Source organism: Alkalibacterium olivapovliticus, from assembly GCF_003003275.1.
Lineage (GTDB): Bacteria > Bacillota > Bacilli > Lactobacillales > Carnobacteriaceae_A > Alkalibacterium > Alkalibacterium olivapovliticum.
Genome location: NZ_PVTO01000011.1, coordinates 77,398 through 92,059, shown reverse-complemented (window position 1 = coordinate 92,059; position 14,662 = coordinate 77,398). Strand labels below are relative to the sequence as shown.

Genomic DNA, 14,662 nt, shown 5'->3' with positions numbered 1-14,662 from the left:
GTCATGCAAGCTCATCCGTTCTATTAAGCCTTGATATGCAGTTTCTGTTCGTCAGTGCAAGCATTTGCGTCCGACTTCCTTCAGATTCCGCCTCACGGCGGACACCCTTGTCTTTCGCTAACAGTTCCTACTGCCAAGTCTGTAGTGGACTTTCACCACCAAGTTGTCGCCCATGCCGGGCGCACATGCAAAAAAGCAGTAGAAGAATCACTTCTACTGCTTTAAATAGTTAAAACGCATTATATTAACCTGAGTTAAAAAAATAATAGAAAGGGTGTTTTATATCCCACTTATTCCCATGCATCAAACAACGATTTTATGGTTCCTTCCAGTGCTCCACCTAACACAAAGATAATCCAGCTCCATCCCCAGAAACTACCGCCGATTATAAAACTTGATGCGAAATAGATAACGACAATAATCGGCCAGTATATTTCATCCATAATATAATCGATTTTTTTCCGTCTTTCGTCCGCTTCGACTTCCTGTTTAAAGTTTTCCGGATTTTTCCCATTAGCCAGGATAACAGTGTAGGCATCAAACGCATTACCGCTGTATGTGAAAAACATAACGCCTATCCCTATCAGTACCAGCATCATCCCTAAACCCATAAAAAACGGGATCAGGCTAGTCAGCATTCCAAGCAGTAACGGAATAAGTGATAAGATACAGAAAGAGACACCCAGCACAATACTGAGAGCAAAGGACTTTTTATATCCTTTTTTCTGTTCCTCTACACGGTCCCTCAAGTCGGGCAGCAGTACAAACGGTTTATGGTAGTCTTTAAGATCATCCGCCCGCATCCCTTCTATGATAAGAAGAGCGATCCCAATCACTAAAAAGACGAGCATCAGGATAATGCCTATAACTCTTGCAGTCTGAACAGCAGCTATCAGACCGAAGAATGTCAACATCAAGCCTGTGCCAATCAGTATGGACAGAATGCCCATGCCGATTCTTAATCCCATCATCGCTTTAGCTTCCAGATAATAATCGACTGCCTCAGCTTCCATGGTCGGATAATTTTCTAATACATCTGAATTTTCTTTCTCAATGCCCATTTCGCTCAGCAGCTCATCGACATTACCAAATTCTGCAATAACGACCCCAATTGCTTCGTGCTCTGATGCTCCACTTTCGATCAGTTCATCATATTTATCTTCCATATTTGCCAGTATGTCCAGTCTCAACTGATTGGTTTCTTCTGTTAACGGGACCGTTTTAAAGACTTGATTGACGTATTCTTTGATAATGTTCATTTTTTCTCGCCTCCAACTAGTTGATCAACCACTTGCTTTGTGATTTGCCATTCCTTTTGTTTTTCTTCTAAAAATTGTTTCCCCTCCGAGGTTATCCGGTAATACGTTCTTTTTTTCCCCTGTGTGACATCTCCTGGATAGGATTCTATATACCCATTCTTTTTCAACCGAGAAAAAGCTGAGTACATGGTTGTTTCTTTAATCAAGTATTGCCCACCCGTTCGCTCCTTTATGTCTTTGGATAAAGCATACCCATAGGAGTCGCCCTCGTTCAATAAAGACAGCAGGAACGAATCGTTGTATCCTCTTATGACATCACTGCTTATCATTAGATCGTTCCTCCTTTTAGCTCACCTTCATTACTATGTAGGCACTTTAACTTTACTGCATCTGTCGTTGTACTTAGTTTAGCATACGCTCTATTTAATTACTACACTTATCGTAGTAAAATAAAAAGATCAGACTCCCGACCGATAGAATCGTGGATGTCTGATTTTTTATTGGGTGAGTTCTCATTCATGACTTACCGTGGTGTACTTTTGCGTCAGCTCTATTACGATTCCTGCGTTGCCACCCGTGATCAGGCAGACTTTCCGGTCCATTCTCAAACCTCTTCAGTATAAAAACTGTTCTTATAGTGACTTTTTATATCAGTCGATGTCTCTACGCCTGAACCCGGCATAACCGACGGCCATCAGTACCAGCGAAAGCAGAGATAAGACAGTTGTGACTGTCCAGCTCCATTCCTCAATCGGCATCTCGGGTACATGATAAAATGGCGAAAGGCCATTTATAAAGTCAGGCATATCAAACAACCCTCCAAAATAAAGCACAACAAATGCAAATCCAACATACAGCCAAATCAGAGAAGTTAGTTTAGGCAACCAGCCTATCAGGACAGAGGCGACCCCTATCATAACCAATATAGCTGGAATATATGCCATTGCAGCAACTATGATTTCTCTTAACAATACATCATAGTCCATGAAGACTGCTGATCCTCCAAAGGCAAACGATTGGAGCAATTGAAAGAGTACAACAACCACAACACTCACAACTATAAATGAACCGAAAATAACCAGCCTGGAGTGTGATCCCGCTATGATTTTTTCCAGACGATTCTTCTTCTCTTCTCCTCTTAATCTTAAGAGGACCTGTATAGATGGAATAGTTGCTGCCATAGCAAGGACACCTAAAATCATGGCCATAAACTGATCGACCATACTCAGATCAGGATCTGCTGCAATAATCTGTTCAATGACTTCATTGCCTTCCAGCAAACCTTCCACATCTCCAATAACTGACCCATACGACACACCTAAAAGCAACATGGCAATCGCCCAGACGACAAGGGGTGTCTTAACCAGTTTCAAGACGAATCCCATTGGGGTCTTTAAGAGCGCTGTAGCATGCCTTTTACCGGCACGATCAGGCAATAATCCGGCACCCATATCACGTTGATGTTTGAGCCATAAAGCAATAGTGATCAGTAACAGACTTAAGCCAATAGAAATCCACACTGGGAACCAGTAATTATTGACGAATGGTTCACTGCCATATAGCAGGCCTAAAGGAGACAGCCAGCTCAGTAGTTCAATGCCTGAATCTCCAACAATTCGCAGCATGTAGGAGGCGCCTAAAACACCAAAAGCCATCATCATCGCACCACGGGCATTCGAGGATAATTGAGCAGTAACAAGCGTGACCGATCCAAAAACGATTCCTGACATACCGTAAACGATTCCGGTCAATATCGCACCTTCCGTACCCATACTACCGTCACCCAATACGATCAGCAAAACTGTCGATATGATTGCCAGTAAACCATTCGTCAGTAGCAGCAGAAGAATAGCAGATGTGGTATGTGCCAGACGTCCAGTTGGTAATGCTTGAATCATTTCCAGGATCCCGTCCTCTTCTTCAGACCGCGTATTCCTGACGACAAGAAGAATCGACATGACGGCAAAGAGAACAAAGCCCAGTATCGTCATCGTATGCGAATACATTGCACCGATTGTGTAATTGTCTATCCCTATAGCACGGCCAAATAAGGCCTCCATTGCAGGATTCTGCATAGCTACAGCCATAGACTGACGTTCAAGGGGATCCCCGTAGACTTCAACAAAGGCAACAACGCCCATAATGACATAGAATGCACAACCTGTAAGCCACAGCAGTAATTTAAGCCATTCTTTTTTCAGAGTGAATCGGAAAATGTGTCCGGTCTGTGCCTGTGATTTCATCATCTAATCCCCTCCTTTGACCGTTTCATAATGACGCATGAAAAGATCTTCCAGTTTCGGCGGTGCACTTTCAAATTTGAGAACAGTGTAGGGCTGAATAAAGGTAAGGAACTCATTCAGATGATCAGCATCCAGCTGAAACACAATAGCTTCTTTTTCCCTGATCAGATCATGGACATAAGGTTGTTCTTCAATTCCTTTAATCTCTTCTTGTGTCTGGAAAGTAATCTGTGTTCGAGTCAAATGTCTCAAATCAGACAATGAACCTGATTCAACGATTTCACCCTGTCTAATGATCGCCACCTTATCACACAGCTGCTCTACCTCGGACAGGATATGACTTGATAACAGAACACTGGCGCCTTTTGCTAATACTTCTCTTGTACAGTCCTGAAACACTCTTTCCTGAAGCGGATCGAGACCAGAAGTCGGTTCATCAAAAATATACAAATCTGCATCAGCTGAAAAAGCGGCAATCAACGCAACTTTCTGCCGATTCCCTTTTGAATAAGCTCGACACTTTTTAGTCGGATCAAACTCGAACCGTTTCATTAAATTTTCTTTGCGCTGCTTATCTACTTTAATTCCGTGCATACTTAAAAAGAGATCGATTACCTGGCCTCCAGTCAGATTAGGCCACAGATTGACATCTCCCGGAACATAAGCGACCCGTTTATGAATATCAACGGATTCTTTCCACACGTCTTTTCCAAATATGGTGGCAGTCCCGGCATCCGCTCTGATCAGCCCGAGCAGGATGCGGATAGTGGTTGATTTACCCGCCCCATTCGGTCCGATAAAGCCGACGATTTCACCACTGTTAACTTCAAAACTCACATTTTTTAGTGCAATTGTTTTACCGAACGATTTTTCAAGTGCCTTGATCTCAATCAATTTTGTCATGTGTTTTCCTCCATTCCTATTCACTCATTTAATCCTGGTTTATAATATATTTTCTTCAGAGTGTCAAGATACCCATAAAACTCATCGTAATAGGGTTCAAGCGTTTGATTACTCAGTTTATCAAGGCCCATCATCTTGATTCGCTGTTCCAGCTCAACTCGGTATCCTTCAATCGTCCACCTGATAAAATTAAAGGCTGTTTCCTGAGGAATATCTTCTCGAAATTTTGAGAAATCAATGTTTTCAGTCAGAATTTTTCCCCAGGTTTCTTCTGCTGCCTGTCGCTTGACCGTCAATTCTTCAGGCAGCTCATACTCCTCCATATGAATAAAAACCTGAGCCATAAACCTCAATGCATGCGGCTGTTCCTGATAAACCGCCCATTTCAATTCACTCGTCTGTTTCAGTCGTCTGAAAAAATCCGTTTCAGAGAAATCTATTTTAGACAAGTACTGTTCATCTGCTATCCGAAATGATTCTTCAACCAAGTCATGAAACAGTTCTTCCTTACTGGTAAAGTAATAAAACAACGTTCCCTTCCCAATCCCCGCTTCTCTGGCGATTTTGTTAGTAGAGGCCTGCTTATAACCTTTTTCGGCAAATTCCTGATAAGCCGCATTCAGTATACGCAGCTGTTTGCTTTTATCTAATGCTTTAAAAACATCGTCCATAGTGTGTCTCCTTTCCTCGTAGTTCTTGTCCACTGACCAGTCCGGTCAATCTATCCTTAAAAAAACTGACCACTCTGGTCGATGAGTGAAGTATACTCTTTCTGACCAGAGTGGTCAATAGGTCTATAGTCGTATTGTAATCGGTTTATCAACTCATTTTTAGTTCTCTGACACTCTCTCAATAAGGTTAATACCGATCCCCATAAAAACGATTCCCATTAAAAGAAGAACAGAGATAGGCGTGAGTAACTGTGAAAGCGTCTGGTCATGAAGGATCGTATCTGTCATGGCATCTATACCATATTTAATTGGCATTAGATTCCCAATGAACAGAAGCAGACGATTGCTGACAACTTCAAGTGGCCAGAACGCGCCTCCAAGCATCGCCATGGAGGTGGTGACTATCGGTATGACGACTTGAAGCTGCTGCGGTGATTTAATTAACCCCATAAGCAACATGCCCAACGAAACAATCGCGAACACAAAACTGATGATGATAACCCCCATCTCCAGGTAGTTAGTGCCCATTTCGATACCTACTAGATATCTTAAAATGAAAAAGGCCAGTGCAATCTGAAATGTCCCTGCCAAGAGATAGTGGGAGAGCTGTCCCATATAGATACGTGTTTTAGTCAAAGGGGAAAAAATCAGTCTGTTCCATGTCCCGGACTCTTTTTCTTCTACCAGGTTGATCATTAGAAACAGAATGGAGAAAATTGAAAAATACAGACTCATACCGACGACAACACCCAACTGGGATCGATCACCTGAGGATACGGCAGCCGACCGCGACACAGTCTCTACTTCAATAAAATTTCTGATCGTGATATCTTCCAGATCAAACCGGTCTTCAACATCCTGAAGTCTCATTTCAGTCGTAAAAATCTGATCCACATACTGAATTAGTGTGGCTATTTCCATATCTTCCCTGCCGATAAGGAATTCATAATTGTTTTCAGTCAATCCCAGGGCAAAAGCTGTCTCATTCATGCGGATATCATCAAAAACCGTTTCATAGTCACTTTCAACAAACTGAAAGGTGTCTTCTTCATTCAGTCGATCGATCCACCTGTCTAGTTCTTCAGATGAGAGCTCATCGCTGTAGGTTGGAACAGTGATGTTCTGTGCGCCTTGAGCGCCACCCATAAAATAGACAAATACCAGTGTGAGTCCAAGAAACATAATCATCAATACAGGTTGTTTAAAAAGTCTCAGCCACTGCATTTTAAATACTGTCCACATTTAATCCAACCTCCTTTTCGGAAAGAGTATAACACTTACTGCTAAAAGAATAACCGTCATTCCGGCTACTCTTATAATCAATGGAGCAACCTCAAAAAGATTAAACCCCTGCATCAACTGCATATAAGACGTCATCATTGCCCCATTTGGTGTCCAGTTTCCAAGTGTTCTCAGACTCTCGGAAAACTGTTCAACTGGAGTAAAACTTCCACCTATAAAAGCAAATAAGGTGATGACTACCCCTCCGAAAAAGCTTGATGAAGACTCACTGTTAGAATACAAGGATAGTGATGTCAGCAGACTCGTAATGGATCCAACGACCAGTGAAAAAACAAAACTGACCATCCCCAGATCAATCCAGAATCTCGTAGAATAACCTCTGAATGTTCCGAAAATTAGAGTGCTCAGTCCAAATAGAATAACCAGTTGGATAAATGTTATTATAGTGCCTGAGACTAATTTGCTTCCCAGATAGGTCAATGGTTTGGTTCCTGAAATCATTAATCGACCGAACACGTGCTGCTTCTTCTCATGAAAGGCACGACTGGCAAGTGCAGGAGCAGTATATAGGGCAAACATCACTCCCATACCGATCGTATAATATTGAAACGACGTAATGGGTGAGGCTGCTGTGAGATTCGTAACTTCTCCGTAGCTATCCTGCTGCTGATCGGCCGTTTCTGCTTCTCCTTCAGATGCGAGTGCAATGCTGGCTTCCAGGTTGAACTGATTAGCATATGTCGTCAGTACGCTTCTGATGATATCGGATGTTACACTGTCGATATTTTGTACTTCCAGAGTCAATGGTAATGCATCCCCTTCATCGAGGAACAAGGCTGACCAGACCGCTTCATTAAATCCTTCGGGAATGATGATAACACCGGCAACGTCTCCGGCATCCAGTGCCGTCTCTGCTGATTCAACCGTCGCAAACGATTCAGCCGTCATCCACTCCTGAATATCCTCACTAGCCAGGATCGAGTTGATTTGTTCTCCAGGTGCAATTTCTTCAGCCTGAGTCACTAGTGCTGACACTGCTTCTTCAGGATAGTCTGACTCTCTTAACTCGACTGCCCAGTTTTCAAGAGACTGTTCTATGTTTCCCTCATACACCACAGCAACCGGAAAAGCATTGATGTTAAAATCAGTCATCGAAAGATTTCCTAGTGCCAGTCCGAGTATGGCTATGAGAATGAACGGCATGAAGAGTAATTCTGTCAAATCTGAGCGACTCCTTAAAAGAATCAGAGTGTCTTTCTTAATTAATTGAAACATACCCTGTCCACCTCCTTTTCTTTAATCTCTTAACTTGCGTCCAGTTAGATGTAAAAACACATCCTCCAGCGAAGGTGTCTGGATAGATACGCCTGTTATTTTAGTATGCGTCTGCTTGGCCAGTTCAAATACCTCACTGAGCAGATCTTCCCCTTTGGGTGCGATAACTCTGTACCCTAGTCCTTCTTCCGTCACTTTCCTGATACTCGAGTGATGTAAGAGATTGTCTTGAAATCCCATAGACAGTGTGTGCACATCGATTTGAATCGTTTCTTCATTAGATAAGATACTTTTGAGTTCTTCATTAGTGCCTGAGGCGATGATTTCACCGTGATCCATGATATAGACCCGATCACACAGTTTTTCTACTTCTTCCATATAATGACTGGTATAAAGGACAGTAATACCCTTTTCTTTATTTAACGTTTTGATCATGTCCAGAATATAATTCCGTGACTGCGGGTCAATACCAACAGTCGGCTCATCCATAATTAGGATTTCCGGTTCATGCAAAAGCGTCACCCCAATGTTAATACGCCTTTTCATCCCTCCGGAATACGTATTGACAGCATCTTTTTTCCGGTCAGTCAGACCAATAAGATCCAGTACATGCGTTATTCGTGATTCGAGCTCTTTCCCTCTCAATCCGTAGACTTTACCGAAAAATTTCATATTTTCATAAGCCGATAATTCTTCATAAAGAGCAATTTCCTGAGGAACAACCCCCATTACTTTTCTAAGGCCTTGAGATTCTTTCAGTGCATTTTGACCGTTAAACCATACTTCACCGGATGTGGGCGGGAGTAAGGTAGAAATCATGGAAATAGTGGTCGACTTCCCAGCTCCATTTGGTCCGAGCAGTCCTACTGATTCCCCTTTTTCAAGATAGATGTTCACTTCACTGACCACCGTTTTCTTTTTGAATGCCTTTGTCAGATTTTTTGTTTCCAGCATACCGTTCACTCCTTTCATTTCTACTTGTTGAGTTTATTATATAAAAAAAGAGACAGCTGTTATACTGTCTCTGGTCACTAACCGTTATGACTTTAGTCACTTTGTTTTTCAAGATCATGTCTGAGAGCATAGATAGCCAATTGGGTCCGGTCTCTCAGTTCAAGCTTATCCAGAATGACTGTTATATGATTTTTAACTGTCCCCACTGACAGGAACAGCTCTTCAGCTATTTCCTGATTATTTTTTCCTTGAGCAATAAGCGTCAGCAAACGCTTTTCTCTCTCAGTGATGGATTCATCGACTTCATTAACCTCTTCTTTCCCCCTGATTAGTGACGGCATGATTTTAGCCGCTACTTGCCCCTCGATGATCAGGCCTCCTTCAAGACAGTGATGGATCGACTGCAGCAGTTCGTCTATCTCCCCATCTTTGAGAAGATAGCCATTCACATGATTTTTCATTGCTTCCAAAGCGTAACTTTCATCGTTGAACGTGGTCAAAATCAGTATCTTCAGATCCGGATGTTCTCTCCTTAACACTCGACTGGCTTCCAATCCATTCATTACCGGCATTCTGATATCCAAAATAGCCAAGTCAAATAGTTGTCTGCGACAAAGCTCTAGTGCTTCAGCTCCATTTTCTGCTTCTCCTGTCACTTTAAAGTCAGGGTCCATTTCAATCATCATTTTTAACCCCTGCCTTACCAGTGATTGGTCTTCGGCTAACAATATACTGGTCATCCTAGTTCCTCATTTCCGTCTTCAGTTTCGACTGGAAACTGTCCAGTCACTTTAAAAATAAAATTGTGCTGCGAAATCGTGAGTTTACCATCGATTTCTTCCAGCCTGTTTCTCATGTTGGACAAGCCGAACCCTTCAACCAGCTCCACTTTTTCTTTGATAGGGTGGCTGACTGAAAACTGGACATACCGATCAGCAAGAAGTTTAAAGTGGATATCAGCTTCCCGAGTATGGCTGTGGCGCATCATATTGGTGAGTGATTCCTGAATGGCTCGGTAAATGACGATGGATTGTTTATTGGACAGTGGCTCATTCAGTACACCTGATTCAAGCAGGAAACGGATTTTGATATGACTCTCTGATTCCAGCTTTCTAACCAGCTGAATAACAGCTTGCAGTCCGGCTGTTTCATCTGATTTCAATGCACTCACTGCCGCTCGCGTTTCATGCAGACTACGCTGAGCTAGGTCTTTGAAATCTGTCAACTGTTGCTTTTCATTGTCATCTTGCGTTTTGTAACGGGCGACTTCAAGTTGCATCACCAATGCAGTCAACCGATGCCCTACCGAATCATGAATATCTCGGGCAACAGCGCTTCTCTCTTCCTGCCTGGCAAGCTGTTCTCCTCTTACTACTTGCCTTTTCAAGTGTCGGTGATCCGAATAAATCTGATCGTATTCTTTTTGTAGACGTATTCTTTTGATAGAAAATAGACGTAAAGTCAACGTGATGACGGATAAGAAGACACAAATCAAAAATTGAGACAGCACTTGATTGAATTCTCCAGATAAAGCCCCCGGAACCAGACTGAGTAATGTGATATAGGCCAAATAAATGGAAGAAGCTCTTATTGATAAACGAATAGTCACTTCTATGGCCACCACAAATAGAATAAACCAGACAACCGGGTTTGAAGAAATGGTCGAGAAAGCGGCCATTATGAGGACTGGAAGACTGATATAAATCAGAGACCTTACAGTATTCGACAGGATCGGCATCAAGAAATAAAGCAGATAGAAGGCAGCGCTTAAAAGAAGTACAGAATCATTTACACTTGTCAGATTTATAACAGCCGTCAACCAAAAAGCTGACAAAAAAATGAATAGCATCCAAAAACTGATCATGTTCATCCCTCACTTTTAAAAATTCAGCTTGACGTATTTAAATTAACTATACCACAGAGATCACTAAATAAAGGTAGCAATTATAGTCAAACTAAGCTCAACTTAACATGACGTCATTTTGTTTCCTACCTCTTAGGGACCTTTATTGCCCGATAGGAATGGAAATAGCTGTCTTCTCATCACAGTAAAAAATCAAAATAGTGTTTTTTCATTAAATTATAATCAAAAATAACTCATTTACTCCATATTTCTCATTTGTGATATGATACACTAATTTCATCACTTTAGTTCTTGATTGTTTTGTAAGCGTTACCTAAAATTAAAATCGTTTAAAAGGAGTTGTGCCAATGACTAGACCCAACGACAGAGCAATTGACATGATTTACAAAGATTTTCATTCCTATTACACTCAGACTATTCTAACTGAAGGAAGTAATCCATTCCAAACAGGAACTGGTCGCTATATAGCTAGTCGGACTTTGAGTATTAAAAGCGAATCTTATTTTTTACATTTAAATGAAGCAATCGAGCAGACCCCACTGTTCCTGACAAAAGATTCCTTTTACATTCAGGATATATCACATCTTAGCGAGAGCCCCTATAATACCCTTGTCTATCAGATATGTGGGAGTATTCTCAAAACAGAGGAAACGACAAGTCAGGTAATGAAACGGTATTTCCAGTATTTGAAAGTTGATTATACTTTTATTCAGCGTATCGGGAAATGTATTGGGATTAATCAACGCTGTCCTTATGTTGTCGGAGAAGTTTTATTTGCTCCTGAGAAAGGGTCAATAAAAAACAATTCCAGTTGGATCGCTTTTCATCATGTCGTTTATCTCGAATCAATCAGTAGTCATCTCGTGAGTTTCAAAATCAGAAAATACCATGAGCTTATTCTGCCGCTCTCATATAAACGTGCGGCAGATATGATTCAAAAAACTACCAGTCTTTACCACACGACTAAAGCAATCAGTATAGACCTCCAGGAAAAATTTACTTCACGGTATCAGGATACTCGTTTGGAGGACATGCATATCATTAAAAAAAATTTGACCCATCAGTCTCTTGGACAGCCAACCATTGAACTGACTACTTTATTTGAATTCCTGTCACTTCATAGAGCGAATGACATGCTACAGACGGTGCTTGGGGAAGATAATCCTTATATGGAGGACCTTAGAAAACAGTTTCCTTTGCCCACTGCATATAAAAGCGAATATACATAATTTGTATTAATATCCCTCTATTATTACTTTTAAATAAACTTAGTTTCGGACTATCTTCGTGTTACATCACTAAATACCACTTGATAGTCCGAAATTGTTGCACTTATAGTCAGTTTTCGGTATTATCTATTTATGCATAGAAAACAGCTTATCACATTAGGTTTATCTTATAGTGAAAAGGAGGATACCCATGAGTTTCTATGAAAATATCAAGAATTTTATAAAAAACAATACATCTAGGTCTGATCAGCTTATTCAGTCAAAGTCGTTAAAAGAAAATAAGCATGGTAGAACCTTATCTATTCAATATAAATTGCAGGTCTTTGCCAGTGAACTAACCACAAATCAGGAAATCATCGATTCTATCATTAAAAAGATCATAAAAAAAGATAATACTAAACGATCTTTTGCCGGTAAGTCGGATGAAGAACTGACTGCCTATCCAAATAAAATTTATCGATATGAAAGTTATCAGACTAACAGGGTTAAATTAGTCCCTTCTCAGTCTAATCGTTTAGAAGTATTTGTAGACAATATTTATTTAGGAGAACTACCTGAACACTATACTAAAAACGCTCTCCACTATCTGCAATCTACAATTATCATGTCCTTTGCCTATATCAACGGCGGACCTTACAAGCAGTGGAATGATCAGAAAAAACAAATCGAGCATGGAATAGACCCTTATGACCTGACTATATATATACAGTTCAGTTAAAAGAAAAAACCCGAATACTAACTAAACTATTTCCTAAGGTGTAAAAGAATAGAGTTAATCTCTTCTTTTACATTTTAGGATGTCGTTTAGACGGTATGGGTCTTTTTTTTGTCCAATTACACCTCTTGATCAGATAACGGTTGCCCCTAGAGTATCTGTGAAATGCGTCAGTGCCCATTCATGTCCAATGGGATTGAAACTCGCCACTGCGTCTTTATAAACCACGATTTTAAAGCCTTTATTATAGGCATCAACTGCAGTATGGAGCACACAAATATCTGTACACACTCCGACCAAATGAAGTTCCGTGATGCCTCGTTCTCTAAGTTTCATTTCCAAATCTGTCCCTTTAAACGCACTGTACCGTGTTTTATCCGAGTAATAGACTGTATCCGATTCTTTTATAGACTGGTAGTAAGCTTCCAGTTCCCCATACAACTGTCTGCCATCGGTCCCTTTCAGATTATGGGGAGGAAATAGATTACTTTCCGGATGAAATGTATCGCCGTCTTCATGTCTATCAATGGTAAAAGCGACATAATCCCCTGCTTCAAAAAAGTCTTTTGTCAACGCAAGGACCTTATCATGAATGGCCTGCCCCGGTTCCCCGCAGGTCAATGCCCCATCTTCTGCAACAAAATCATTAGTATAATCAATATTAAGTAATGCTCTCATCTATAATCTACGTCCTTTCACGATTAGTTAACCTCTTTTTTAAATATCACTTTTTTACTGACAATATAGTTACTGGACGCTATAAGCACTTCTATGATCAGTTTTGCGAATACGGCTCTGAAGCGTATGAATTGCACCAGAATATAAATCCCTGTCATATCCATAAGTGCCGCTGTGGCCCTCATCGATAGAAACAACATAAATTCTCTGGCAACGGCTTTTTTAGTCACCATCTTAGTATGAAAAACGAATTTTTTATTAACAATATAAGAGAACACCATCGCCAATGATAGTGAAATGGCGTTCGCCACCAAATAATTCAGTCCAACTCGCCTATATAGTGTAAAAAATAATAGGATATTTAAAGAGGCCGTCACGACACCAAAAAGAAAATAATCAATAAACTGGTGGAACTTCGAGTAAAGAGTACTCATCAAGACAGCCTCCCCTTGTAAGTTTAATTCAATCGGTCTGTCATCATGTTCTGCATAAACTGCCATACACCATTTGTCAGTCCCAATTCTTCTCGTTCCTCCTGAGAAACCGTGTAACGAATTGTTTCTTCTTTATCATTAAGCACTTTCCCGACCCAGTGTGGATCAGCAAGAATCACTCGACCTAATGCAGTCAGATCACTATTGCTTAAAGCCTCCTGAGCATCTTCACCCGTTCTGATATCCCCTACTGACATAAAAGCGGTTCTACCGTCAATTTTTTCATTTAAATAAGCAATCATAGGTCTCTCCTGATAAGCTTCTGATTGTGACACCTGTTTGTAGTTTCCTAAAGATACATGTAAATAATCTAATGCTTTATCCGACAATTTATCCACTAAATAAAGAGAATCCTGGAAACGGATGCCCGGAGTTTCATACTCTTCCGGAGAAAAGCGATACCCTATGATAAAAGGGCGATCCGTCGTTTTTTTGACCGTTTGAATCACTTCATCTACCAGCAGATCAATAAATGTAAATCGTTTTTCGACACTGCCGCCCCATTTATCTTCTCGACGATTGGAATGAGGTGAGAAAAACTGCTGAAGAAGGTACGTATTGGCTCCGTGTAGTTCAATCCCATCAAATCCTGATTTGATTGCTCTAACAGCTCCCTGTTTGAAATCTTCGATAATTTGAAACAGCTCTTTTTCTTCTAATGGTCTGGGTTCTTCTGCTGTCGGTCTCTCAGCCTTGACCGCACTGGGAGCCACTGGTTGAGTTCCTCTCAACACTGACGAACTCGTCATTCGTCCTCCGTGATACAATTGAACGATAGCTTTTGTTCCATTAATTTGAATAGCTGAGGCTAAAGAAGATAGTCCCTGAAGGTGTTTATCGTCATAAATACCAAGCTCACCTTCCCAGCCTTTTCCACCTTCTGACACATTCGCTGCCGCAGTAATAACGGCTCCGGCTTCTTTGCTTCTCATATGGTAATAGCGCTTTTCATCCTCTGTAATAACACCATCATAAAAACTCATTTTAGTCGTCATAGGTGCCATAATAAAGCGATTTTTAAGGGTAACCCCACTTTTAAACGTGAAGGGTTGAGTATATTTTTTCGAGTCCACATTAATCATCCTTTCGTGTATATCTTATTGTAACCATTCCTTTAAATAAACACAATTTTAAA

General features: G+C 40.9%; 15 protein-coding genes. 2 read left to right on the top strand and 13 right to left on the bottom strand.

Annotation, left to right across the window (positions count from 1 at the left end; genetic code table 11):
* Positions 1-290: 290 nt before the first annotated feature.
* The 10 genes from CLV38_RS07165 to CLV38_RS07120 form a co-directional block, all read right to left on the bottom strand.
* A complete protein-coding gene (locus CLV38_RS07165) occupies positions 291-1,259 on the bottom strand; it encodes a permease prefix domain 1-containing protein (protein WP_106193380.1) in 969 nt (322 codons plus the stop codon).
* The gene (locus CLV38_RS07160; protein ID WP_106193378.1) at positions 1,256-1,588 is read right to left on the bottom strand and encodes a PadR family transcriptional regulator; all 333 of its coding nucleotides are present in this window, start codon (positions 1,586-1,588) and stop codon (positions 1,256-1,258) included. The genes CLV38_RS07165 and CLV38_RS07160 overlap by 4 nt, the downstream gene beginning before the upstream one ends.
* Positions 1,589-1,909: 321 nt before the next feature.
* The gene (locus tag CLV38_RS07155; protein ID WP_106193376.1) at positions 1,910-3,505 is read right to left on the bottom strand and encodes an ABC transporter permease; all 1,596 of its coding nucleotides are present in this window, start codon (positions 3,503-3,505) and stop codon (positions 1,910-1,912) included.
* Positions 3,506-4,405 carry an ABC transporter ATP-binding protein gene (locus CLV38_RS07150; RefSeq protein WP_106193374.1) on the bottom strand — a complete coding sequence of 300 codons (900 nt, stop codon included), beginning with the start codon at positions 4,403-4,405 and terminating at the stop codon, positions 3,506-3,508. It lies immediately after the preceding gene.
* A gap of 20 nt (positions 4,406-4,425) precedes the next feature.
* Positions 4,426-5,076 carry a TetR/AcrR family transcriptional regulator gene (locus CLV38_RS07145; protein ID WP_106193371.1) on the bottom strand — a complete coding sequence of 217 codons (651 nt, stop codon included), beginning with the start codon at positions 5,074-5,076 and terminating at the stop codon, positions 4,426-4,428.
* Positions 5,077-5,235: 159 nt separating this feature from the next.
* Positions 5,236-6,318 (bottom strand): ABC transporter permease, encoded by a 1,083-nt coding sequence (locus CLV38_RS07140; protein WP_106193368.1) that lies wholly within the window; start codon positions 6,316-6,318, stop codon positions 5,236-5,238.
* Positions 6,319-7,593, bottom strand: a complete 1,275-nt coding sequence (locus tag CLV38_RS07135; RefSeq protein ID WP_106193366.1) for an ABC transporter permease — start codon at positions 7,591-7,593, stop codon at positions 6,319-6,321.
* A gap of 21 nt (positions 7,594-7,614) precedes the next feature.
* A complete protein-coding gene (locus CLV38_RS07130) occupies positions 7,615-8,547 on the bottom strand; it encodes an ABC transporter ATP-binding protein (protein WP_106193363.1) in 933 nt (310 codons plus the stop codon).
* A gap of 92 nt (positions 8,548-8,639) precedes the next feature.
* Positions 8,640-9,287, bottom strand: a complete 648-nt coding sequence (locus tag CLV38_RS07125) for a response regulator (RefSeq protein ID WP_106193360.1) — start codon at positions 9,285-9,287, stop codon at positions 8,640-8,642.
* Positions 9,284-10,411, bottom strand: a complete 1,128-nt coding sequence (locus CLV38_RS07120; protein ID WP_170068842.1) for a sensor histidine kinase — start codon at positions 10,409-10,411, stop codon at positions 9,284-9,286. Before CLV38_RS07120 ends, CLV38_RS07125 begins: the two co-directional genes overlap by 4 nt.
* Before the next feature lie 347 nt (positions 10,412-10,758).
* Between CLV38_RS07120 and CLV38_RS07115 the strand changes: the two genes are divergently transcribed.
* Positions 10,759-11,640, top strand: coding sequence for a competence protein ComK (locus CLV38_RS07115; RefSeq protein WP_106193355.1), 882 nt, complete (start codon positions 10,759-10,761; stop codon positions 11,638-11,640).
* Positions 11,641-11,830: 190 nt separating this feature from the next.
* On the top strand, positions 11,831-12,358 hold the full coding sequence (locus tag CLV38_RS07110; RefSeq protein ID WP_106193353.1) for a hypothetical protein: 528 nt from the start codon (positions 11,831-11,833) through the stop codon (positions 12,356-12,358).
* Between the two features lie 129 nt (positions 12,359-12,487).
* Here CLV38_RS07110 and CLV38_RS07105 read toward each other — a convergent pair whose 3' ends face one another.
* The 3 genes from CLV38_RS07105 to CLV38_RS07095 are packed head-to-tail and all read right to left on the bottom strand — an operon-like array spanning position 12,488 to position 14,609.
* A complete protein-coding gene (locus CLV38_RS07105; protein ID WP_106193350.1) occupies positions 12,488-13,033 on the bottom strand; it encodes a cysteine hydrolase family protein in 546 nt (181 codons plus the stop codon).
* A 23-nt stretch (positions 13,034-13,056) separates the two neighbouring features.
* Entirely contained in the window at positions 13,057-13,467 is a 411-nt protein-coding gene (locus tag CLV38_RS07100) for a GtrA family protein (protein ID WP_170068841.1), read from the bottom strand.
* Positions 13,468-13,490: 23 nt separating this feature from the next.
* Entirely contained in the window at positions 13,491-14,609 is a 1,119-nt protein-coding gene (locus tag CLV38_RS07095; protein WP_106193344.1) for an NADH-dependent flavin oxidoreductase, read from the bottom strand.
* Positions 14,610-14,662: the final 53 nt, after the last annotated feature.